This is a genomic window from Rania fehmarnensis (genome assembly GCF_056494185.1).
Window position 1 is genome coordinate 255,822 of the sequence record NZ_CM151398.1, and the last position, 22,937, is coordinate 278,758.

Here is a 22,937-nt window from a genome sequence, read left to right on the forward strand (position 1 = left end):
AAATCGGGGGCTTACTTGACAACGCCGGAGTCGATCACAGTCTTGCCTGGGGCATAAAGTGCTTTAAAAGTTAGTCGTTGAGCTCCCTTTGAAAATTTAATTTCAACGGCTTTATCAATACCCCCGGACTTGCTTATCACCCACGTCCAGCCCGGTTTGCCTGCGATCGAAATGATCCGCGAAGTCACATGTATTTTTCCGAGTGAGTCGGTGGATATGTCCATTCGCATTGCGACGCTACCGATGAATGAGCCGGTGTCATGTTGTACGACAAAGTAGTTCGGTCCTTCTTCCAGGATCTCGTTCGCTTGGGCCGATGGCGATGATAGACAGGCCAGACAAATCATCGCAAGCGCGGGACAAATTCGGGCCATTGCAAACATCGTTCGTACTCCTATGCAGATTTAGATTGGGCCACATAGATAGTAGTAGGTTTGAGTCGGGACATCCGCCAATTTTATGTTTTTTGCCTCTAAGCACGTCTGTTGCAAATGAAGGAACTAGGGCTGAAAATCAGTTTCACGTGGAGGCTCGGTAGAGACCGCCGACTAAGCCGGGGGCGTTAGTTAGCGGCGTTAGCCACTGTTCCTACAAACAGCACCGGCTTCAGCTTAAGGTTAGTAATGGTCGGACGAATCAGTCGCTTCGAGATTCGAGTTTCGGTGAGACTCGGCTACCTGGAGTCAACATGAGCTGCATGATTTACGAGGTGTGGGCCGAACTGATTGCAGCGCTGACATCAATCGCGCCGCATTATCAACAGTTGCTAAAACCTCCTGCGACCGAGAAGGCCCTTTGCCATCTCGAGGATGCACTCGAGGTCGCGTTACCGAGTGACTATCGCGAGTTTTTAAAAATTCACAATGGGTGCCATGATAGCAAATTACTCATCGCGTTCTCGCTCTTTACCGTCGACGAGATTGCGTCGAAAACTAGAGAGGTTCGCGAAGAGTCCAAAGAATCCCGCAGAACATTCGCGGAGGGTGGCTGGGATAACCAGAAACTTTTGATTGGAGATAGTCACTTTGGCTGGACGCTTACGATCGACTGCAATTCCGGAACGCCCTTTGTATACGCTCAAAACAACTACGCCTTGCCACTGGCCCGTTCGTTCTCGGATTATCTAATCGGGCTGAAGGACAATCTCCGTGCTGGTAAATACCAGGTAGTTAAAGGAGAGATATTTATGGACGACTGGGGGCAAAGATCGTGAAGACGCACGCTGACCTCTACTGAAGATGCCGAGTCGCGGGACTTCCGAATGGAAAACGCTTTTGCCACCGCCCGGGTAGCGGTGGTAATCGCCGGCTGCGCGCAATACTGCCTCTCCATCGAAGATGTTCTCTGCGACTCACCTATCCAAGAACGATGAACATTGGGTGCAGGATTTATTGAATGGCTGAAAGAGAACTGGTTTTGGTTTTGGTAGGATACTGTGATGATGCCTGGGCTCTTCGGATTTCTGCTGAGCGCATCCCACATAACGCTCGTCTGCGCCACACGTATCACCCTCCTGCTTTGGGCAACGGTTGGCCTGGCCGGCGGTTAGAGGTCTCCAATCCATGGCAGTGAAGCTCGAAGACATCCGCAAACTAGTCCTGGCGCTACCGGAGACCACCGAGGAGCCACACCACCACTTCAGTTCGTTTCGCGTTCAAGGCAAGATCTTCGTCACCATTCCTCCTGGAGACGAACTCTTGCACATCTTCCTGCCTGAGCATGAGCGAGAGCAGGCCCTGATCTTGGATCCTGAGTTTCTGGAGCCCGTGCTATGGGGTGGCAAGGTGGTGGGAGTTCGTGCCAAGCTCCCGCTTGCCCGCAAGTCGACGGTTGTTGACTTGGTCCGTAAAGCGTACGACCACAAGGCGGCGCCGGCGCGACGGAAGCGAAAGTAAACTCGTGAGCCAATGCGCTGGGAGATTCGAATTGAGTCGAGTAGTTGCGATAATCGTGTCCATTATGGTACTTGCCGGGACAACGGTTGCTCAAGAGAGAAAGCCACCGTCGGATTCGCAGATTCGTGCATGGATCGATCAACTCGCCAATGCAAGAGCTCCTCGTCAATATGAGAGCCCAGGGGATCGACTCTCAAAAGAAGAACGAAAGTCTCTAGAACCGGTCAAGGAAGCGTTTCGACAACTGACTAGTAACTTTCTGGAGAGTCTGCCAATCCTTGTAGAGCACCTGAACGACAAACGTTTCTCATACCCCCGGGAGCATCCCACTAGCGGAGTGTTCTATAATCAAACCGTTGGCGATGCCTGTCATGAGATAATCCAAGGGAAGGTGTTGCTTACTGGTCTCAGCTTTATTGATTCTCGCGACATCGGCGTTTGGGTAGAGCTGCCCATCAACAAAGACTGGTACCAGGACGTCTCCAAAATGTCATTGTATGAAATGCAGGTTGATGCAATGGACAGATTGCTAAAGCACCCAAAACTTGAAAAAGTTACCGCTGAACAATGGGAAAAGGGACTGACAAAAGTCAGGAAGTTTCGCGAGGAATTCGTCCGCAAGGGCCAGCCTGTTGATCGCGTGTTTGGACCTCCGATCGAAGGCAAATAGCGGGTTCGCCTCGCCTCTGCGGCTACGGGTTAAACAACTCCAGTGACATCGTGTCAGCAGGAGCATGACTGGCTAGCTAGCGCTAGTCGCGGTCTAGCTGCTCAGTCATCAGCACCACCGAGACAAGCTCGGTGGTGCCGGTAGTCGTTTACTTTAGATCGCGGTTTCTAGTTCGCGAGCCAGTCGCTTGCGGGCGACGTGCAGACGCCGCTTGATCGTGCCGATTGGGGCGTCGAAGTCGGCGGCCATCTCGATCAACGTTTGACCTCCGATGTAGAACGCTTCCAGCGTTTCGCGGTCCAGGCGGCCGAGCTTTTGCAAACCGGCTTGAACCTGTTGGCGAGTCTCTTGACCCAGGACTTCGTCTAGCGGCGTGACTTCAGTCGTGTGGACCATTTCCAAGACTTCGTTCTCAGCCGCGTAAGTCGCATGCCGACGAGTGGACCGGTTGTAGGCCATACGACGCACGATCTGTCGCAACCAGCCACCGAACGCTTCGGCGACGCGCAGTTGCTCCAGCCGCGCGAAGGCATGGATGAATACATCCTGAACCAACTCTTCGGCTTCGTCCCGGTTACCGAGCAAGCGGCAAGCCAGAGCGATACACGAATCCTGGTAACGTTCGTACAGCGCACCCTGCGCTTCTGGGTTGCCAGCTTGTGCTTCGCGAACCAGTTCGACAACGGTGCAGTTAGTGATATCCAGCAATAGTTCGTTGGCAACCATTCTCTACGTCTCTCTCGACTAGCGAAGCGGTGGTGGGCTGGTCCACTTTGTTCAGGCGTATAGGGCCTGAGAGGTTGGACCAACCGAATCACTGGCTTCTGTGTTGGGCTTACTTACGTTCAGCGAGAGAGATCTGCGAGTAACGCCGAAAGAGGATTCGCTGGTTAAGCAACTTGCCTGCGGGCAGCGATAACTGCACGTTGAGCAGGACAGTTGCAGCCGTGCATCTTGGCCTAGGGGCCAAGACAGTTGGCTACACAGGATCTCTATCGAGGGTTCGCGGTTCTCTTCGCCTCGTCTTTGGCGAAGCGACCGACATCCGTGGTAAGGGGATGTTCCGGTCTGACTCGTGTTAAATTGCCGGCTGCTTAGCCTCTGGGGGCTGAGCTAATCCTGGCTATCGCCGCGTAAGCGGGACAAAGGGCTAAAGCTTGCTGCATGGGGCGTTTGGATAACGCAATCTGCCACAACGTGGAGACAACATTGGTCGAGTTGTCTGTCGTGTGAGCAGTTCTCCCGAGGCTACGCGTGCTACTAATACGAATCGCTTGATAGCGACTCGGCTGGTAACGACGCTCACGTGGGAGCCCAGCATCTGGCTTCTGCCAATTGCCTAGATGTTCACGCATGTTCATGTGATGGAGGAGTGTGCGCGAGGCCACGCCAGCAGCTACCAAACAATCGTTCGCTACTGCGACGATGGTGGAGACCGAGCTGGAAATGCCAAACTTACGCATGTTTTCCTCCCTCACACCTTTCCGGGGCGTGAACTGAGAGAGATATGGAAAGATCGTTTTGATCTGATGCTAGCAAAGCATGAGCAGCTTGGAGGGCTGCCGTGTTAATCGCTTAGCTCTAACCAGATCGACATTGTCGCTGATCCGGAACACGATCCCGGACCAGCACCTAATCATACCGTATCGACCATCCAGAGACAAATTGTTTGTCCTTTTCCGCCGACCGGGTATGACGCTTAGACACGGTACAAACCGCGAGGTTCGCTGTAAATTCAGAAAATTTTCTAAGCCGCGGGCGTTAGCCCCGGTTCTTGAAGTACTTAGCGCTAGCCAATGGTTTACTCCTACTCCTACTCCTACTCCTACTCCTACTCGTAGGTTTTTCGAGTACGAGTAGGAGTAGGAGTAGGAGTAGGATCAAAGCGATGCCGCGGGCACTGCACTCCAAAGATTACTGTGCTGCTTGGGCCAGGGCTTCTGGGTTGTCCAGGACCAGGTAATGGCCGTGGTCGGCCGTGAGGTACAGCACCGTATCTTGCCAGCCGCCGTGGGTTTCTATCCACTTGGCTATCGCCGCAAACGCGTCGTCACCACTGTGCAAGGCGCCGATCGAAGAGTCGATGTTGTTGGCGTGGTTGGCCCAGTCGACATCCCCGGCTTCGACCATCAGCCACCAGCGGTCCGAACGCGATTGCAGCACATCGACCGCTGCGATCGTCATGTCGGCCAACGTTGGGTTTTCTTGCACGTCAGCTTCTGTGTAGACTTCGGCTTCATCGGGTTTACCACCGCTGCCCATGCCGGAGACCGGGTCGTATTTGCCGTCGGCCGTTTGAAAGGGCAAGTGGCCGCCCTTCACGCCGAAGTAACCGAAGAGGCGCTGTTTGCGCCCGACGGCGGTTTCGACTCCATAACGCAGCACGGCAGGTCCCGACTGGCCGGCCGTGCGTTGGGCGACGACGTACTTGCCGCCATTGGCTGCGTCAATTTTGACGAGATCTTCGGCGGTCAGATAGCGATTGCCCGGCACAAAGTTTTTGCCTTGCGCGCCATCTTCGGCTTTCTCCTCACCCCAACCTCCGCCGATCAACACATCGACACCCGCAAGTCCACCCGGATGATAAATCGAGGGCACTCCGATCAGGTCACGCGTCAGATCCTGATAGTCATCGCGATGAATGTTGCTAGCGTAGGCTGCCGCGGGAGTTGCGTGCGATATGGGAACGCTGGTGACCACGCCCACGGCGTAACCTTGCTCCTGCAGGTTGCGTCCAAGGGATAGCGATTCCCGACCCGCAAAGTCGACGTTGATGGCGTCGTTGTAAGTCTTGATACCACAGGTCATCGACGTCGCCGACGAAGCCGAATCGGTGTAGGCGTGAAGGGGTTCATTGCCGGCGCCGATCGGGTATTGAGCATCGGGGATAGTGCTCCAGGGAAACTCGCCGGCGCGCCTGGGGTCAAAACCGCCCGGGATCTTGCCCCCGATGCCGGTTACCTTTTGATCGTCGACATTGATGGTGGTGCCTTCATTGTGAGGCGAGGTGACAAAGTAGCCAAAGTCGGTGCTTGTGCCGCGATAGTCCTGAAAGTTGAGTCCCGTTCCACGCCCAGCGGTGTAGCCAACGCGCTTGCTTTTAGCGATCGCCGCTGCCCAAGTCGTTTGCCAGTCGGTGCCATCGAACACAAACAGAATGATGCGTTTCTTGCCAGCCTCGGCCGCACTCTTCTGCAGAAGATATACGTCGGTTTGGTCAAAGTACTCGGCCGCGGGATTGAGCGTGTTGTTGGGCACCACCCCGTACAACTTTTCTAGCTTAGCCGCATCGCGATAAACGCTATTGGCCCCGCGCACCCGATCGAGCGAATCACCAAACGCATATATAGGTATCAAACGATTGGAGTGCGACTTCCATGTGGAATACTTGTCGGGTTCCGGTCCCCAGTGTGCCCAAGCGGCCGCGTTGGTCTCAACTGCTTGTTGCTGCAGGGCTGCGATGCCGGTGAGTTGCCTGGGTGGGGTAGCCGGGGTTTCGGCCGGCTGGCCTTCGGGCGCTGGCGTTTGGTCTTGACCGTAAAGAACGCTGGGTGTGACAAGGGCCGTAAAGAATAGTGTGGAGGATAATAGGCTGGTGAAGGCGATAGGGCGCAAGCGAGGTCCAAAGCAATGCATCAGTTAATGGCTCGGTTTGTTGCTAAAGTAACAAGTATTCGTACGCTAGATCGGGCGCAGTTCGGAGTCGTTTTGATTCAGTTCATCGCAGGGACTGAGGGCCCCGGGTATTTTAGCTGGAAGATTCTCCGCTCTGAACCCGCCAAATTTTCGATTCGTGTGAAATTTGAAACTGTATTCAGAGACACAAGCCCGACCATGATTGCCATCTCGCCCAACCACGGTTTCGACTTGGATGACTTCAAGGCATTCCTGATCACTGTCTCGTCCCGAGACCCTGAGCTCGCCTCAAAAGACGCTACTTTGGATGCGGGACGAACAAGCGGGGCTCTCAAACTCCAATCCGAGATGCAAGGCATGGTCGCTTTGATCAATTCGATGACGCTCCCGGAACGTTGCAATCATCGTTTGATCGATGCGTCGCGATCGGCTCGTATCGTCCGAGGAGCTGGGGCTGACAAATGGCTGCTCAAAAAGACATTGCGGTTGTACGAGATTATGGCCCAGGTGGTTAATCGACAGTAATTGCCGATTGTCAGCCACCGACAGTGGCATTTAGAATGTCATCGGTAATCCACGCTAAGAACTGCCACCTGAGCCACCATAAAACACCGACCCCTGCGACAACAGAGCTGCCATTATTATGTTTGAATCGCTTCAAGAAGGACTGCAATCGGCCTTTAAAACCTTGCGTGGCAAAGGCAAGCTGACCGAAGCGAACATGCGCGACGGCTTGCAGTTGGTCGAGCAGGCCATGCTGGAGGCGGATGTTAGCTACACCGTTATCCGGTCTTTCATGGACCGCGTCACCGAAAAAGCCCTTGGCCAGAAGGTCCTGCTCTCGCTCAAGCCGCAAGAGGAACTGATTCGAATTGTTTACGAAGAGCTGGTAACCATTCTGGGGCCAGTCGACGTTGCGATTCCGATGAAGACCGACGACGTGACCGTGCTGATGTTGTGCGGGCTGCAAGGGGCCGGCAAGACGACCACGTGCGGCAAGCTGGCCCAGCTGCTCAAAGAGGAAAAGGCCAGGCCGTTTCTGGTGGCAGCCGACTTGCAACGCCCCGCGGCTATCGAGCAATTGCATGTCATTGGCCGGCAACTGGGCGTACCGGTTTACAGTCAGACCGGCGCGACCGATCCGGTCCAAGTCTGCCGTGAAGGTGTAGCCCAGGCCAAAGCGGCCGGCGCCAATGTGGTTGTGCTCGATACGGCTGGTCGGTTGGCTATTGACCAAGAGCTGATGAATCAGCTCAAGGAAATCGATCGACGGCTGAACCCCGACCAGGTCTACCTGGTGGTCGACGGCATGACTGGCCAGGACGCCGTTAATTCGGCGGCCGCCTTTAATGAGGCGCTCGACCTGGACGGCGTGATCATGACCAAGCTGGACGGCGACGCTCGGGGCGGTGCGCTGTTGAGCGTCAAACATGTTACGCAGGTGCCCATCAAGTTTATTGGTACCGGCGAACATCTGGATGCCCTCGAGCCCTTCCGGCCCGAAGGCATGGCCAGCCGCATTCTGGAGATGGGCGATATTCTGGCTGCGGCCCGCGAAGCCCATCGCGTCTTTGGAGATCAAGAGCGTGAAAAGCTGGAAGCCCGCATGGCGGCCGGCCAGTTTACGCTCGAAGATTTCAAGGACATGCTCGAAAAGATGGCCAAGCCTGGTTTGATGCAGAAGATGCTCTCCCTGATGCCAGGCATGGGCGACTTTCGCAAGATGCTCGAAGGCACCAATACCGATGGCGAAGTTCAAAAGATGGTGGGCCTCATCAATTCGATGACGCCTGCCGAACGTCGCAATCCGAAGATCATCGATACCTCGCGACGCAACCGCATCTCCCAAGGGGCCGGTGTCCAGCCTTCGCTGATTACTCAGCTAATCAAACAGTTCGGAATTATGGCTCCGATGATGCAGATGGTTTCGGGCGCCAAAGGCGGTGATCGCATGGCCATGATGCAACAAATGCAGCAAGCCATGATGCAAGATCCGTCGATGGGGGGGATCAAAACCAAGGGCTCGACCGGCAAGCGATTGACCCCTAAAGAGCGCGAACGCATGCAGCGCGAGCGTGACAAGCTGCTCAGAAAAGCCAAAAGAAAGGGGAAATAACCTTGCAAAATCGACTCCCCAAAACTGCCCAGGGCTGCTAAACTGGTGCCCCTCATACCCAGTTCGTGTCTGCATTGAATCGCGAGGAGAAACGGCGTGGCCGTCAGAATTCGTCTCAAAAAAATGGGCCGCAAGGCTCGACCTTTTTACCGCGTGTGTGCAACCGACGTGCGAGCTCCGCGCGACGGCAAGGTCATTGAAGAGCTCGGACATTACGACCCTATGGTCGCCGACACCGATGCTCGCGCAATTCTGAAAGCCGATCGCATCGACTATTGGTTAAGCGTAGGTGCCCAACCCAGCGAGGCGGCCGCCACGCTGATCAAAAAGTACGGCACCAACGGCACGCACTTGGACAAGCAAAAGGTAGCTCTGGAAAAGATCAAGAGCAAGCGTCGCAATCAGCCTCTGGCTGCGGCACAACCCACGCCCGCTCCAGCCGCGGAATAGTCGCCATTCAGTAGTATTCTGCATCGTTTGATGCAGAGCACGAACCGCCAAGAGCGTTTGGGCGAACTGAGTGCCTGCATGCGATTCGACATTATCACATTGTTTCCCGATATCTTTTCGGGTTACCTGGCAGAGAGCCTGTTGAGCAAAGCGATTGCCGCAGGCCTGGTCCAGGTCCATCTGCACGACCTGCGCAACTGGTCCAAAAACAAGCACCACAAGATCGACGATCGGCCTTACGGCGGTGGTCCCGGCATGCTGATTCAAGTCGAACCAGTGGTCGAATGCGTGGAAGCGGTGCGAGCGCTCTGTGATGATCCCGGCCAGTTGCTTTTGATGAGTCCCACAGGCCAACGGCTCAATCAGCCCATGGTTGGCCAGTTGGCGACGATCACGCGGTTGATCCTGTTGTGCGGTCGCTACGAGGGCTTTGACCAGCGGGTGATCGATCTGCTGCAGCCCCGCGAAGTCAGCTTGGGAGATTTCGTTCTCAACGGTGGCGAGGTAGCAGCCATGGCCATCGTTGACGCCACGATTCGCTTGATTCCAGGCGTGTTGGGTGACGAGCGTTCCAGCCAGGAAGATTCGCACTCCAGCGAGGGATGGCTGGAGTTTCCCCAGTACACGCGCCCGCGCGAATTCCGCGGTTTGGTCGTACCGGACGTCTTGCTCAACGGTAATCACAAAGAAATCTCAGTCTGGCGCGCCGACCAAAGCCGCCGCCGCAGCCAGCCCTAGCACGTTAGCCTCGTGCGGCAATCGTTTAACCCGTAGCCGCCAGGCGAGGAGCACCCGCTAACCCAACTCTGCGTTCCCTGAGTATCTGTTGGCTTAAGGCACTCACTCGGTAGTGGACGTGCACCGCTTCGATTGCCTAGCCTGGCGGCTACGGGTTAAACGACGGCTGGCCGAGTTGGTTCGAAAGGGCATTAAAAATGCTGAGCCGACCTCGATTTTGCTCTAGCCAACTTGCTCAAAGTCCGGCAAACTATGGGGTTCCAGCACATCGAAGGACGATAATCAGCTGAGCACCCGACGAGTGGTCGCTGACAATCACGCTGATAGTGAAAATAGAGCACAATAAGTTCATACTGCCGGAGTTTTTTAACCATGTCCCAAAAACTAATGCAACTGGTCGAGCAAAGCTGCCTTCGCCCAGAAGTGGGTAACTTTGAAATCGGTGATACCGTCGACGTGCACACCAAGATTTTGGAAGGCAACAAAGAGCGCATCCAGGTCTTCTCCGGCGTGGTCATTGCTCGCAGCGGTGCTGGAACACGCGAAATGTTTGTCGTCCGACGCATTGTGGCCGGCGAGGGTGTAGAGCGCAAGTTTCCGCTCCACTCGCCACGCATCGAAAAGGTCGATGTCAAACGCCGGAGCGTTGTCCGCCGCGCCAAGCTCTACTTCCTCCGCGATCGCAGCGGTAAGGCTGTGCGTCTGACCGAACGTCGCGTGTAATCGTCTCCTTTCGCTCCGCGAAAGGCACTGCACCAACCTGCACTGCACCAACCTGCACTGCACCAACCTGCACTGCACCAACCTGCACTGCACCACCACTGTTGCCGGCATTCCTGCCGGCATAACCTTGGGCCAAACTGCCCGCAATGTAGTTTGACCGATGTAGTTTGACCGGGGCTGAACAGACCAAGCCAGCTACTGTAGCGGCTACGTCTTTCACAGGAGCTATTCACTCATGCTCGTTCGCCTCTGGTTGTGGCTGCGAGCTCGATCTGGACTGGGCACTGCCAGGCCATTGGATCTTGGGCCCGACGGTGAACAGCGCGCGGCCCGCTATCTGCAAAAGAAGGGTTATCGCATTCTGGCTCGGGGCCATCGCCAGCGTTTGGGTGAGCTCGACCTGGTCGCATTGGATGCGCAAACCCTGGTCTTTGTCGAAGTCAAAACATGGCGGAGCGCTTTCGATGGCGACCCATCGCAAGCGGTCGATGCTCGCAAACAAGATCGACTAACGCGGGCCGCTTTGACTTATCTGAAGCGACGTCGATTGTTGGAGCATCCGGCTCGTTTTGATGTGGTCTCGATCGTCTGGCCCAGTGCGGATGTCGAGCCTGAGATTCGTCACTTCATCAATGCTTTCGAAGCGGTAGGCAAAGGACAAATGTATCGATGACCGGTGCACCTGCAGTTGTTCTCTTGAGCGGTGGTCTGGATAGCACCACGGTAGCGGCCATCGCCAAATCGCAAGGTTATGGCGTGCTGGCGATCAGCTTTCGCTACGGTCAACGTCACCAAATTGAACTGGCCTGCGCCAGCCGCATAGCCCAGACCGTGGGTGTCGACAAACATGTCATCGTCGATATCGACTTGTCCCAGTTCGGTGGTTCGGCTCTGACTGCGGACCTGGCCGTACCCAAACATGACAGCGTCGAACAGATCGGCAGCGAGATACCTATCACTTATGTGCCTGCGCGCAACACGGTGTTTCTGTCATTAGCCTTGGCATTTGCGGAAAGTCAGGGTGCACGCGACATCTTTATCGGCGTCAATGCACTTGACTACAGCGGTTACCCTGACTGCCGTCCCGAGTACATTCAAGCCTTCGAGGCCTTGGCCAATCTAGGCACCAAAGCGGGCGTAACTGGCCAGCCGATTCGCATCCATGCGCCTCTGATCGAACTGACCAAAGCTCAGATTATTCAGTGGGGATTGCGGTTAGGAGTAGACTACAGCGTGACCAGCAGTTGTTACGATCCGTTACCCAGCGGCCAGGCTTGCGGTCATTGTGATGCTTGCCTGTTGCGCCTGCGCGGTTTCGAGCAAAACGGTCTGCCAGACCCAGCCCTGTAGCGGAAACTCCGTAGCTGAAGCCGTCAAGGCTCTCGAGAAGTTCCGTAACGGAAGCCGTCAAGGCTTTCGTTCTCGCGGGAAGGAAAAGGGCGAGTCTCGAAATGCTTGACGCATTCCGCTACCAATGACGAAATGCTTGACGCATTCCGCTACGCAGCTCAAGAGCACCGAGCGACCAAACTTATGACAAACCAACTTCCGATCGTCGGTCGAGGTGCTCAGCTTAGCCCAGCCAATCGCTTTCAGCGTCTGCATATCGAAGCTGACATCGAGCAACTGGAGCACGACGACGAATTTCACGACCAACAATCTCGACCGCGCACGGAGTATTTCGAAGACGATTCACAGTCGATCGTCTCTTCCAACGATAGCCCCGATGTCCCATTTCGATATAGCCTCAATGCCTATCGGGGATGTGCACATGGCTGTGCGTATTGTTACGCCCGGCCGACGCACGAATATCTGGGGCTGTCTGCGGGCCTGGATTTCGAAACTCAGATCTTCGTCAAGCCGCGCGCTCCCGAGCTGTTTCGCCAGTTCTTATCGCAATCCAGTTGGAATGCCGAGCCCATCATGCTCTCGGGTGTTACCGACTGCTATCAGCCGGCGGAACGTCACTTTCGCTTGACGCGACAAGTGTTGGAAGTTGCTCAAGAGGCCTGCCAGCCGATGATGATCACCACCAAGAACGCGCTCATTACGCGCGACTTGGATCTGTTGACTGCGATGGCTCGGCAGAATTTGATCAGCGTGGCCATCAGCATCACGTCGCTCGATCAATCGCTGACGCGCACGTTGGAGCCGCGCACGAGCGCACCGGTAGCGCGGCTGCGAGCGGTAAAAGAGCTATCGCAAGCCGGCGTGCCAGTGATGGTCAATTTCTCCCCGTTGATTCCAGGCTTAAACGATGACGAAATGGCTGCGGTCATGTCGGCGTCGGCCGAACACGGAGCCCGGGCAATCAGTTATACGATGCTGCGTTTGCCGCTGGCCGTTAAACCGATTTTCATCGACTGGCTCGAGCGATTTGCTCCGACCAAGAAACAACGAGTCGAAAATGCAATTCGCAAAGTCCGCGATGGCCAGTTGAACAATTCCCAGTTTGGCTCGCGCATGCGCGGCAGTGGCGATATGGCCGATCAGTTGAGCAATCTATTCAAAATCCTGCGAGCCAAACATGGTTTAGACAAAACGCTTCCGGAGCTTGATCGCACCCAATTCCGACCACCGAGAGAACCTGGCGGCCAAATGCGCCTCTTTTGATCTGTCACCTCTCCCGCGGAGCGGGGGAGGTCGCAGACGAGGCGATCAGCCTTCGTCTGCGGGAGGGGGCCATGCGTTAGGCAAGACTTATGCGGTATTAACCACCTTCACCGCCCAGACCCCTCCCGAATCTCGCTACGGCTCGATTCGACCTCCCCAAGGCAAAGCCTTGGGGAGGTGACTGTCACCTCTCCCGCGGAGCGGGGGAGGTCGCAGACGAGGCGTTCAGCCTTCGTCTGCGGGAGGGGGCACAGCACCAGGTAAGACACATGCGGTACTCACCACCTTTCACACCTCCCCAAGGCAAAGCCTCGGGGGAGGTGGCAGTTGACCAATGTGCCCACTGCATCGACAATCAGAACTAACCTCCTTAACTACCAACCTATCAGTGACCCATATGACGATGCCTTCGCCAGCCGTGCCTCAAGTTCCCGACCAAAGCGGTCGCTTTGGAAAGTTTGGGGGCCGCTTTGTGCCTGAGACGTTGACTCGTGCCCTGACCGAACTGGATGCCGAGTACAACGCAGCCAAGCAAGACAAGCAGTTTCAAGCGGAGTTGGCAGAACTATTGGCGCGGTTCGTCGGCCGACCTTCGCCGCTCTATCACGCTCAGCGACTGAGCAAGTTGGCCGGTGGAGCTCAAATTTGGCTGAAGCGCGAAGATCTCAATCACACTGGAGCCCACAAGATCAATAACACGCTGGGGCAGGCGCTGTTGACCTTGCGCATGGGCAAGACACGCGTGATTGCGGAAACCGGGGCAGGGCAGCACGGCGTAGCCAGTGCGACCGCATGTGCGCACTTTGGTTTGCCGTGCGTTGTCTATATGGGTGCAGAAGACGTGCGGCGTCAGCGACCCAATGTGTTTAGCATGCGTTTGATGGGTGCCGAAGTGCGGCCGGTCACTAGCGGCTCCCAGACGCTGCGCGATGCGGTCAATGAAGCCATGCGCGACTGGATGGCGTCGGTCGAAGACACACACTACATCATCGGCTCGGTCATTGGTCCGCATCCGTTTCCGATGATGGTTCGCGATTTTCAATCGGTCATTGGCCGCGAAGCTCGCGTGCAATGTTTAGAGACCCTCAAACGTTTGCCCGATGCGGTGGTTGCTTGCGTCGGTGGCGGCTCCAATGCAGCTGGAATGTTCTATCCCTTTGTGGAAGATACGGAAGTGAAGTTGATTGGCGTAGAAGCTGGCGGTCGCGGCAGCGCCGCTGGCGATCACGCTTCGCCGCTCTCTTATGGTTCACCAGGTGTGCTGCATGGCAGCTACAGCTATGTGATGCAAGATGGCGATGGTCAAACATCCGATGTGCATTCGATCTCAGCGGGTTTGGATTACCCGGGTGTGGGTCCCGAGCACAGCTACTGGAAAGACTCTGGTCGCGTTGAATACACCTACTGCCGCGATGATGATGCCCTGGTTACCTTCGACAAGGTAGCCCGCAACGAAGGCATTTTGCCCGCGCTCGAATCGTGCCATGCAGTTTCCAAAGCCCTCGAGATCGCCGCCAGCATGCGCCCCGATCAACATCTGCTGGTCTGCCTCAGCGGCCGCGGCGACAAAGACGCCGCCGAAATCGCTCGCCTCAAAGGCGTCGACATGTAAGCTACCGCCACTTGTTCCTCGTACTCCTACTCGTACTCCTACTCCTACTCCTACTCCTACTCCTACTCGAAATGCTGCGAGTACGAGTACGAGTACGAGAAAACCCTAACACCTAACACCTAACACCTAACACCTAACACCTAACACCTAACTGCCTACATGTCATCCATCGATCAGCGTTTCGCCCAACTGAAGCAATCGGGTCGCAAAGCTTTCATTCCCTTTATTACGGCAGGCGATCCGACGATCGACATGACGCGGCGCTTGCTCGAGCATCTCGATGCCGCAGGCTCGGCGATTGGCGAAGTTGGTATTCCCTACAGCGATCCGATTGCCGATGGCCCGGTGATTCAAGCGTCGTATACCCGGGCGCTGCGAGCCGGCATCAAGCTCGACAGTATCTTCGACTGTGTCCGGCAGGTGAAACCCAAGTTATCGATGCCGCTGGTAACCATGGTTAGTTACGCGATCATCTATCGGCGCGGTTTGGAGAAATTTATCGACGATGCCCAGGCCGCGGGCTTCGATGGAGCGATTGTGCCCGACTTGTTAGTCGAAGAGGCCGAAACTGTCCGGCAGGCCTGCCAGGCTCGTGACTTCAATCTTATTCAATTGGTTACTCCGACAACCACGCGCGAGCGCATGCTACGCATCGCGGAAAGTTCCAGTGGGTTTATCTACTTCGTTTCAGTTACGGGCATCACGGGTGAGCGCACCGAACTGCCACCAGGCTTGCTGGATCAAGTCTCGTGGCTGCGCGAGCGAACCACCGTCCCGATATGTATCGGCTTCGGCATCAGTCGCCCCGAGCACGTTAAACTGCTGGCACCGGTTGCCGATGGCCTAATCGTCGGCTCAGCCATCGTACGCCGCTACGCCGAAGCAACTGACCAAGACGCGGCCCTGCAGCAAGTCGATGCGCTGGCCAAAGAGCTTATCGCAGCGATGGAGTAGGCTCGCCACCAAGCTCGTCTCGGTGGCAGCACGATTGACTGGCTAGGCGGTTCGCGCCCCACGTCTCGTACCGATGGATGTCGCCAAGCATCACACTAGCTAACAAGTCGCCGCTTCCACTGACGCAAGGTCAGGAGGCAGTGGAGAGCCCCGACTATTTGGCTTCTGTAGCCGTGATCTTGTAGATCGCAGCCAATGTGCCATCAGGGAACTTGAATTCCTCGATTTCGAATTTGCCTTTGACGGCTACCGGTTTAGTGGTGAAGTCGGTGGTCTTACCTTTTTCCATGTAGACCATCACGCAGTCATAGATGGCTGCACCAGGTCCGAAGCAGCATTCCATGTTGTCGCGCACTAACACGAAGTTCTCGATGCCCGAGCTCTTGTAAACGCTGTTCGGTAAAATGTAGCCGCGCAGTTTAATGTTCTGCTTGTTCAGGGATGTGATCTCTTTGGTCAGCATGTCCTGCTGAAACGAGCCACCTTTCTCGATTTCGAACTTGAGATCATCGAAGGTGATATCGCCTTTGCTGCGGGCGGCTTTGCGAACCGGGCGGGCTTCGACAATCGGCTTGTTGGCCGCGGGCGTGCGATCAGCTGCGGCATCTTTCTCGACTGGTTTCTCCGCCGCTTTGTCGTCAGATTTCTCTTGGGCAGAAACTGGGGATGAAAATGTAGCCACCCAACCGAGAGCCAGCAGCAAAAGAAGCTTGTGCATCAGAGTTTCCTGTATGTGTGCCTGTGGTGGTAGCCACGCCACAGGCTGCCAGCCTATGTCACAATCCGACACAGGCTGTAAACCATGCCAGACCTACGGGGCTAGTTTATGTAGTCGGCCTTCAGCGTGTAGTATACGCCCTGCAAGCCTTCGATGGGCTTGAGTTGCGTATTGACGTGCAAGGTGCCCGAGAGCTTCTGTTTGCGATAGCCTTTCTTGGCTATGTCATCACCACTCAAGGTAACTTCGATCATGTGTGTCAGTGGCGGTTGGCCACCGAAGCAGCAGGTGCCCAAGTCCGGGACCAGCACGAACTTCTTGGCGCGAGCCGAATCCATCGACGAAGGGTGAATGTAACCTTTGACGAAGATCTTCTTGCCATCCAATTCCATCGCTGCCATCGGCGGTAGGTCCGGCGCATCTTTGGGACTGGTCAAGATCGCGAAATTGACGCGCTCGTAGCCCGGTGGAACTTCGGTCGCATAGACATAAGCGTGGTAGGCCGGCGCGGTCGCCAGCGTGAGTACGCTGAGCCCCAATCCCGTTAGAGCCAGGTTCTTGCCCAGCAACTCGTCGGGATACCGGCGAATCGACGCGAGGGCCATCACCCCCAACAGCAATCCGATCACCGTTAGCACGATCAAGCCAACCGACAGGAAAGCTAGCGTACCCAAGCCGGCCAAAATCAGCGAGCCTACCGCAGCTCGACTAACCGAGCGGTAGATGATTTCGTCGCTGCTGCTGATGGGTGCCTGGTAGGCGCTGTCATTGCCGGTGGTTGCAACACTCATGGATTTCGATCCCGATGGACGTTAGCTGTGGAACCGCTGCCACGCGTAGCCCAAAACAGAAGGCTGCCCGGTTCCTGAAATAGCTAGCCACATTGCCAAGGTTACCGTAGTGGCTGCCATAGCCAATACGCTGAGCGTCGAGCCCAGGTTCGGCGTGCCCAAACTCGGCGTACTGGTGGCCAGCGAACTGCGCCCCAGCGATAGGCTGGAACTGGCCAAGGGCACGTCGCTGGTCAAGCTAGCAAAAGTTCGGTTAGCTGAAGCTCGCGGCAGTGGCGAAGCGGCGGGCGAGGGAGTCCACTCGGGCACCCAAGAGCTCGACTGTTTGGTACTGGGGGCTGCCGGCTGGGGTACTGGGAAAAACGAGGTGGCCCGCTTGAAAGCGGCCGGATCGATCTTTTCCAGTTCAGCCAAACGCTCGGCGGCCACCGGCAACGGACAAGCTCGCAAGTAGTTGATTACCGGTACGCGTACCCAACTGGACTTGTCATCGGCCGTCTTGAAGAGATTGACCAGCGTATCAATTTGCGACCAGTCTTCCCAGCGCGCCAAATCGGGAATCACCAGGTCGGCCAGTTCAGGTCGACCGAGAATCAAATGCATCGATTTCAGCACGCGGGACTTCTCAACGACGTTGCCATCGGTACCGTGGAAGCGCAGGGCCATGATCGCTGAGTAAGTATCGGCATACGGGCTCTTCTTGTTAGATAGGAACAGTTCGTCGATCAACGCTAGGCCCTCACCACCGCGCAGGGTCACGTAACAAGCGATCATCGCGTCCAGGCCCGCACGCTGGTTAGGGTCTTCGCTACGTAGCAGTTTTTCAATCAGGTCAGCGTCTTTGGCCTGGCCGCAGATGCCCAGCATCACCAGGTACAGACGCTTGTGATCGGCAGGCATGTTGGGATCTTGGATCCAGGTTAGCAGTTTTTCGCGGTCCAGCTTGGCCTTCAGCGCCACTACGTCTGCGTAGGGAGCTTGAGCGAACTCATCGTAAGCATCGCGGGACAACAGCGACTCGGTATTCTCCAGGTATTCGAGGAAGAACTCGAGTTGCTGAACTTGGTTCTCGGGTAATTTGCCGATGGCTTTAACGTAATCGATGGCCTTGGCTGAAACGGGCAGAGGGGAAGACCAGAGCAGTTCGGGTGGATCAACCGCCATGATCAAGAACTTGGAACCTTTGGGAGCGGTACCGAAGTAGGCGGCTTGGATGGTGTCATCCGCTTTGATGTGCTGCTCGCCCTTGAGCACCTCGAGCACCTTGAACTGAGCGTCGGTCTCGGTATCTCCGCCACCGACAACTTCGGCTAGGACAACTGCATCCATCGACTTCATCTCTTGGCGCAGCGTCTGCGAGACCGCAGAGCAAAACGGGCAAGAAGCGACAGCCCCGCCAGTTCCCAGGGCCCAGAAGGTCGCAACCAGGCTCAGGCCGACCACCTTCCACAGTTTGCTTTGCATTATCCTCACCTCCGGAATCGGAACGAAACCCCTCAAGTTCTGCACTACATAGTTTAGGTGAATATGGGTGAGGTCGACCACGTCAAATCAAGATTTTTCTGCCAACTCGGCCCCCTTTTGAGGGTTATTTGGTGTTTTAATCGGCTGGTCAGCGACGGCGTTCATTGGACAGTGCCACGTCGTCGACGGATCTCCTCCAGACGCTCGGTCATGGCGGCTTCCCAACCGCGGGGAGTGGGTTGGTAGTAGGTTCGATCGACTCCCAAGTAATCTTGATCCGCAACGGCATCCTCCGCGTCGTGCGCGTAGATGTAGCCGGCTCCATGTCCAAGTTTCTCAGCACCCGCGTAATGTTTGTCGCGCAGATGAATGGGAACTGGAATTAACTGTCCACTTTGCACATCATGGCGAGCCGCCCCGATGGCGGCGGTGGCTGAGTTGCTCTTGAGAGCGCAGGCCAGATAAATGACCGTCTGAGACAGCGTCAGCTGACACTCTGGCAAGCCTACCAGTTCACAAGCTTGAAACGCAGCCACAGCCAGCGGCAAGGCTTGGGGATCCGCGTTACCGATATCTTCGCTCGCCAGAATAACCAGTCGCCTACAGATAAATCGGATGTCTTCACCGGCTTCGAGCATGCGGGCCAGCCAATACAAGGCCGCATCGGGATCGCTGCCACGAATGCTCTTGATCAGTGCACTGGAGACATCGTAGTGCTCATCACCGGTGGGATCGTATTGAATGGTCTTTTGTTGCATCGACTCCGTGATCAGCTCGGCCGTTAGTTTTACAGGTCGCTGGGGACTGGAGAGCACGGCGACTTCCAGCGCACCGAGCGCCCGCCGCGCATCACCTTCGCTTAGTCGGGCCAGAGTTTCCAGAGCGCCGGGCAAGACTTCCGTTTTGATGTTCCCGATGCCCGCCTGGCGATCGCTGAGCGCCCGCTTGAGCAACGTCAGCAAGTCATCATCGGTCAGCGGTTGCAGCTGAAAGACCGTACTGCGACTGAGCAGAGCGCCGTTGATGGCAAAGTATGGATTGCTAGTGGTGGCACCGATCAAGGAGACGATGCCCCCTTCGACATCGGGCAGCAGTGCATCTTGTTGCGAACGATTGAAGCGATGGATCTCGTCGATGAACAGCAGAGGACGAGGCTGACCGGTGGCGACTTCATCGCGCGCCCAAGCCAGCACCTCGCGCAATTCTTTGACGCCACTGGTTACCGCGCTCAGTTGCTGCAACTTGCCGCCGGTTTCCACGGCCAGCAAATGGGCCAGCGTCGTTTTGCCCGTGCCCGGTGGTCCGTACAACAGCACCGAACCCAAACGTCGCGCGTCGATCAATCGCCGCAGCAGTTTGCCCTCACCCAGGATATGCTGCTGACCTACGAACTCGCTCAGTCGCCGCGGACGCAGGCGCGCCGCCAGCGGTTTGGCGCGGTCAAAGTTTTCGCTTTCCGATTCAGCAAACAGATCCATGAAGATTGAAGATTGAAGTTTGAAGTTTGAAGTTTGAAGTTTGAAATACAGAATCAGAATTTCAAATCTAACACAGATCGTACCAGCCCGGCTAGTTGTTGCGTTAGCTGTTGGAAGCGTTGTCGACTGAGTCCGCGATAAAACGCTTTCAAGACTGCAGCGGCATGTCCGCTGGATAGGTGGCTCATCAGCAGCGGCACAATTTCGTCGGCGACGCACTGGCTATCGGAATGCTCGGTGCCAGTGTAGACGCACGTGTAGCCTACGATATGCTCGCCGAACAGTTCGCGCGCATAGGCCACAGCCGCCGCGATCGATAGTTCTTTGGGCGATTGTGGGCTGCGCCAATCGTACGGTGGTGACCATTGGCGCACGGGTTTGAGCTGATCGATGTGCGTGATCACCGCGATGATGGGTGGCGGCTTGAGATGCCGCTGCTGGCGATAATGCGCCGCCAGTTCGCGCACCATCGCCACATCCGATTGTTTGGCAGGCGAGGTGGCCGAGATGACCAGCAGTACGATATCGGCCAGTTCGACTGCGTGTTTGATCTCGCGGCGTTGAGCGGCTGTGATATCCGCTTCGCTGTAGCCGGGCGTGTCGAGCAAGGTTAACTGGTGAGCTGGCGCGTCGCCAGAGGCTCCAGACTTACCGGCTAGTTTCAGTTCATAACGTTGCACAGCCCGGGTTTCGGGTAACACACTGATGGCAGCCACGGCATCGCCAACGAGCGCGTTGATAAGGCTGCTCTTGCCTGCTTTGACCTGACCCATGACGGCGATGGCAGTATCGATCGATTCGGAATTTGCGAATTGTTCTAAGTCGCCGCCTGCCGTATGGGCTGCGTTGCTCAGATGCGCAAACCGTGAGCGATACTTCTGAGATCCACCGCGCAGTCGCCCGCTATACATTTCGATCAAGTAGAAACTGACTTGTTGCAAGTAGTGTTGATAGAACGCGCGAATCGCTTCGTTCTGCAACTCCACGCTCACGCGGCCGGCGCTGCGCCACAGAGGATAACCGAGCAATTTGACTGGGTTGGTCAGCGAAGTAGCTAGAAAGAATATCTTCTGACCGACGTCGATCGCATTGACGATTCCGGGTACACGTTCCATTTGACCGACCGTGATCAGATCGCTGCCTGGAACGTTTTCCAGCATCCACTTTTCCAGGTCTTCGATAGATAAGTGGATGACCGACAAAATCTCGATCACCGTGAGTGGTCGATAGGCTTGCCCGCCATGTTGTGGGTAATAATGTTCGGCCAACTTGAGACTGAGAGCTTGGGCGTCAGCCGTATAGCGGTTGGGATCGGCGATCGAATGCCGATCGATATCTGGCAAGCTGGTGCGAAACTGGTTGACCACCGTTAAGGCAGCGGTGTCTTGTGGCGTCCAGAATTCGCGGGGCGTGATGGGTTGAATCAAGCCGCTATGGGGCAGGGCGGGCGGCCGCCATGTTCGTCCCACTACCCATGCGACTAGCCATACGATCGGCAATGACCAGGCGATGAAGATTAGCCAGCCCGTTTGATAGAGGGCAGCGATGCCCACGCAGAGATAGACGATCAGAGGCAATACCCACAGGGCGATGAGTACCCAGGTGCGCAGCGAAACAATTCCCCAGGGCTTCATTCAGCTCTCCAGAGTTGACGACCGCGCTGCAGTTGTTGTTGGAAGATCGATTTCAATTCTTCAGGACTAGGAACTCTGCCACCGCGCAGGCTGGCAAAGTACCAATCCCACGACATGCCTAGCGCATAGGTGAAGGCAAACGAGCTGGCTGCCCCGGCGGCCATGCCCCAATAGGGAATAAACTTCAGTGCTTCGGTCAGAGCCATGCGCAGGGCAATGCGCGAACCGGTGGCGCTGCTGAGCATGGCCCAATCGGCAGGTTTGATCTCTTGCTGGTAGATATCCGCAATGCGCATGGCCAAATGTGTTTGCACGGCGAGCACCACTGGAATATCTAGCCAGGGCAAGGGCACCGCGCCGGCTGTACCAGCCAGCGCGCTGGATGCGAGCACTTGCCAGTGTGCCTTCTTCTGTCGCGATGAGAGACCTTGATCATGCGTGTTCAGCACCAGCAAGGCTTGTCGATAAGCATGAGGCAAGTAGTCGAGGATCGCAGTTTTCAAGCGTTGGCCGCCGAAGTTTGGATTGGCGAAACCATCGGCCGGCTGAGTTAAATCGACCGCGATCACCTTTTCAAACAAACCCTCGAACTGCTTGGTCTTGGCATCGATCAAACTCTGCAGAGGTGCCGGTATGCTGGTAGTGCCTGGCTCGCCAGTACTGCCTGCCTGAATATCTTTGTGGCTGGCTTGCGTGTGCTGAGTCTGGACCTCGAAGGGATCGGGGCCACTAGCGATATCCAGCGACTCGGGGGCTTGATGCAGACAAGTCAGTACGAGCAAGACTGGCCGTTCAGGGTTGGCTTTGCGAATCTTGCGCATCGGGCCGATGACGTTGTCCAGCGCATGATCGGTAACTCGCACCGTAACGATCAATAATTGAGTCGCAGCGCTGAACTGCGCGATATCGTCGTCGGGATTGTAAGCTGCTTCACCCAGGCCGCGCGTGTCGAGGAAGGTGAGCAGTGGTTCGGTGGCATCGGGAAAATCGAAACGCCGCGACGTTTTGGTCTCGGGTCGAAAGCCTTCGCCGATGGTGGCTGCTTCGGCACCAGTCAGATAGCGCACGATCGAACTTTTGCCGCTGCCCGTCTTACCGAACAGCCACAGCGTGGGAATGGGAGCTCGACTACGCAGCTGGGCGACCTCGGCTGTGTAGTCACCTTCACTGGATGTCGGCTTGGTCCATCGTTGCCAGAACTTTGTCATTGTGCCAGGAAACCCAAGGACTTGAGCAGACATAAACGAGTTCCTCAGTATCTCACATACGGCCGCGGTGTGGCTGCGTCGGCACACGATCTGCGCGCAGATTTCGAAACCATGTTGCAAGTTTCGATCCTAATCGGCATTGTAGAGCGGCTGTCCCCAGCCGCTCAGCACCCGGCAAGTCGCTTGCCTGAACGCTGGTCGGAAGAAACCGTGGTTAGAGGGTTCTGAGCAGCTGAG

23 protein-coding genes are annotated in these 22,937 nt (G+C 56.2%); 13 read left to right on the forward strand and 10 right to left on the reverse strand.

What is annotated here, in order from left to right:
- Window positions 1-11: 11 nt before the first annotated feature.
- Entirely contained in the window at window positions 12-383 is a 372-nt protein-coding gene (locus tag SH573x_RS00905) for a hypothetical protein (protein WP_479352408.1), read from the reverse strand.
- Window positions 384-688: 305 nt separating this feature from the next.
- On the opposite strand from SH573x_RS00905, the gene SH573x_RS00910 reads away from it, so the two are divergent.
- From SH573x_RS00910 to SH573x_RS00920, 3 genes are all read left to right on the forward strand, one after another.
- A complete protein-coding gene (locus tag SH573x_RS00910) occupies window positions 689-1,213 on the forward strand; it encodes an SMI1/KNR4 family protein (protein ID WP_479352409.1) in 525 nt (174 codons plus the stop codon).
- A gap of 349 nt (window positions 1,214-1,562) precedes the next feature.
- Complete coding sequence (locus tag SH573x_RS00915; RefSeq protein WP_479352410.1) at window positions 1,563-1,895, forward strand: MmcQ/YjbR family DNA-binding protein; 333 nt, start codon at window positions 1,563-1,565, stop codon at window positions 1,893-1,895.
- Between the two features lie 55 nt (window positions 1,896-1,950).
- Complete coding sequence (locus SH573x_RS00920; RefSeq protein WP_479352411.1) at window positions 1,951-2,565, forward strand: hypothetical protein; 615 nt, start codon at window positions 1,951-1,953, stop codon at window positions 2,563-2,565.
- Between the two features lie 153 nt (window positions 2,566-2,718).
- On the opposite strand, the gene SH573x_RS00925 is transcribed toward SH573x_RS00920, so the two are convergent.
- The 3 genes from SH573x_RS00925 to SH573x_RS00935 all read right to left on the reverse strand — a co-directional run bounded on the left by SH573x_RS00925 (window position 2,719) and on the right by SH573x_RS00935 (window position 6,201).
- Window positions 2,719-3,291 carry an RNA polymerase sigma factor gene (locus SH573x_RS00925; protein ID WP_479352412.1) on the reverse strand — a complete coding sequence of 191 codons (573 nt, stop codon included), beginning with the start codon at window positions 3,289-3,291 and terminating at the stop codon, window positions 2,719-2,721.
- Between the two features lie 368 nt (window positions 3,292-3,659).
- The gene (locus tag SH573x_RS00930) at window positions 3,660-4,028 is read right to left on the reverse strand and encodes a hypothetical protein (protein WP_479352413.1); all 369 of its coding nucleotides are present in this window, start codon (window positions 4,026-4,028) and stop codon (window positions 3,660-3,662) included.
- Window positions 4,029-4,479: 451 nt separating this feature from the next.
- Window positions 4,480-6,201: an alkaline phosphatase gene (locus SH573x_RS00935; RefSeq protein ID WP_479352414.1), complete on the reverse strand. Its 1,722-nt coding sequence runs from the start codon at window positions 6,199-6,201 to the stop codon at window positions 4,480-4,482.
- A 198-nt stretch (window positions 6,202-6,399) separates the two neighbouring features.
- Between SH573x_RS00935 and SH573x_RS00940 the strand changes: the two genes are divergently transcribed.
- The 10 genes from SH573x_RS00940 (at window position 6,400) to trpA (ending at window position 15,407) form a co-directional block, all read left to right on the forward strand.
- Entirely contained in the window at window positions 6,400-6,726 is a 327-nt protein-coding gene (locus SH573x_RS00940) for a hypothetical protein (RefSeq protein ID WP_479352415.1), read from the forward strand.
- A 118-nt stretch (window positions 6,727-6,844) separates the two neighbouring features.
- Window positions 6,845-8,317: a signal recognition particle protein gene (gene ffh / locus SH573x_RS00945; RefSeq protein WP_479352416.1), complete on the forward strand. Its 1,473-nt coding sequence runs from the start codon at window positions 6,845-6,847 to the stop codon at window positions 8,315-8,317.
- 96 nt (window positions 8,318-8,413) lie between these two features.
- Complete coding sequence (gene rpsP, locus SH573x_RS00950; protein ID WP_479352417.1) at window positions 8,414-8,767, forward strand: 30S ribosomal protein S16; 354 nt, start codon at window positions 8,414-8,416, stop codon at window positions 8,765-8,767.
- A 78-nt stretch (window positions 8,768-8,845) separates the two neighbouring features.
- Window positions 8,846-9,505 (forward strand): tRNA (guanosine(37)-N1)-methyltransferase TrmD, encoded by a 660-nt coding sequence (gene trmD, locus SH573x_RS00955; RefSeq protein ID WP_479356843.1) that lies wholly within the window; start codon window positions 8,846-8,848, stop codon window positions 9,503-9,505.
- A gap of 372 nt (window positions 9,506-9,877) precedes the next feature.
- Window positions 9,878-10,228, forward strand: a complete 351-nt coding sequence (gene rplS / locus SH573x_RS00960; protein ID WP_479352418.1) for a 50S ribosomal protein L19 — start codon at window positions 9,878-9,880, stop codon at window positions 10,226-10,228.
- Window positions 10,229-10,463: 235 nt separating this feature from the next.
- Window positions 10,464-10,901 carry a YraN family protein gene (locus SH573x_RS00965; RefSeq protein WP_479352419.1) on the forward strand — a complete coding sequence of 146 codons (438 nt, stop codon included), beginning with the start codon at window positions 10,464-10,466 and terminating at the stop codon, window positions 10,899-10,901.
- Complete coding sequence (gene queC / locus SH573x_RS00970; RefSeq protein ID WP_479352420.1) at window positions 10,898-11,578, forward strand: 7-cyano-7-deazaguanine synthase QueC; 681 nt, start codon at window positions 10,898-10,900, stop codon at window positions 11,576-11,578. The genes SH573x_RS00965 and queC overlap by 4 nt, the downstream gene beginning before the upstream one ends.
- Before the next feature lie 183 nt (window positions 11,579-11,761).
- On the forward strand, window positions 11,762-12,841 hold the full coding sequence (locus tag SH573x_RS00975) for a PA0069 family radical SAM protein (RefSeq protein ID WP_479352421.1): 1,080 nt from the start codon (window positions 11,762-11,764) through the stop codon (window positions 12,839-12,841).
- Between the two features lie 397 nt (window positions 12,842-13,238).
- Entirely contained in the window at window positions 13,239-14,453 is a 1,215-nt protein-coding gene (trpB, locus tag SH573x_RS00980) for a tryptophan synthase subunit beta (RefSeq protein WP_479352422.1), read from the forward strand.
- Between the two features lie 159 nt (window positions 14,454-14,612).
- Entirely contained in the window at window positions 14,613-15,407 is a 795-nt protein-coding gene (gene trpA / locus SH573x_RS00985) for a tryptophan synthase subunit alpha (RefSeq protein WP_479352423.1), read from the forward strand.
- Between the two features lie 154 nt (window positions 15,408-15,561).
- On the opposite strand, the gene SH573x_RS00990 is transcribed toward trpA, so the two are convergent.
- The 6 genes from SH573x_RS00990 to SH573x_RS01015 form a co-directional block, all read right to left on the reverse strand.
- The gene (locus tag SH573x_RS00990; RefSeq protein ID WP_479352424.1) at window positions 15,562-16,125 is read right to left on the reverse strand and encodes a DUF3299 domain-containing protein; all 564 of its coding nucleotides are present in this window, start codon (window positions 16,123-16,125) and stop codon (window positions 15,562-15,564) included.
- 101 nt (window positions 16,126-16,226) lie between these two features.
- Window positions 16,227-16,916 carry a DUF3299 domain-containing protein gene (locus tag SH573x_RS00995; protein ID WP_479352425.1) on the reverse strand — a complete coding sequence of 230 codons (690 nt, stop codon included), beginning with the start codon at window positions 16,914-16,916 and terminating at the stop codon, window positions 16,227-16,229.
- A gap of 21 nt (window positions 16,917-16,937) precedes the next feature.
- The gene (locus tag SH573x_RS01000) at window positions 16,938-18,380 is read right to left on the reverse strand and encodes a hypothetical protein (RefSeq protein ID WP_479352426.1); all 1,443 of its coding nucleotides are present in this window, start codon (window positions 18,378-18,380) and stop codon (window positions 16,938-16,940) included.
- Window positions 18,381-18,541: 161 nt separating this feature from the next.
- Window positions 18,542-19,858 carry a replication-associated recombination protein A gene (locus SH573x_RS01005; RefSeq protein ID WP_479352427.1) on the reverse strand — a complete coding sequence of 439 codons (1,317 nt, stop codon included), beginning with the start codon at window positions 19,856-19,858 and terminating at the stop codon, window positions 18,542-18,544.
- Window positions 19,859-19,911: 53 nt separating this feature from the next.
- Window positions 19,912-21,492 carry a dynamin family protein gene (locus SH573x_RS01010; RefSeq protein WP_479352428.1) on the reverse strand — a complete coding sequence of 527 codons (1,581 nt, stop codon included), beginning with the start codon at window positions 21,490-21,492 and terminating at the stop codon, window positions 19,912-19,914.
- On the reverse strand, window positions 21,489-22,733 hold the full coding sequence (locus SH573x_RS01015) for a GTPase family protein (protein WP_479352429.1): 1,245 nt from the start codon (window positions 22,731-22,733) through the stop codon (window positions 21,489-21,491). The genes SH573x_RS01010 and SH573x_RS01015 overlap by 4 nt, the downstream gene beginning before the upstream one ends.
- Window positions 22,734-22,937: the final 204 nt, after the last annotated feature.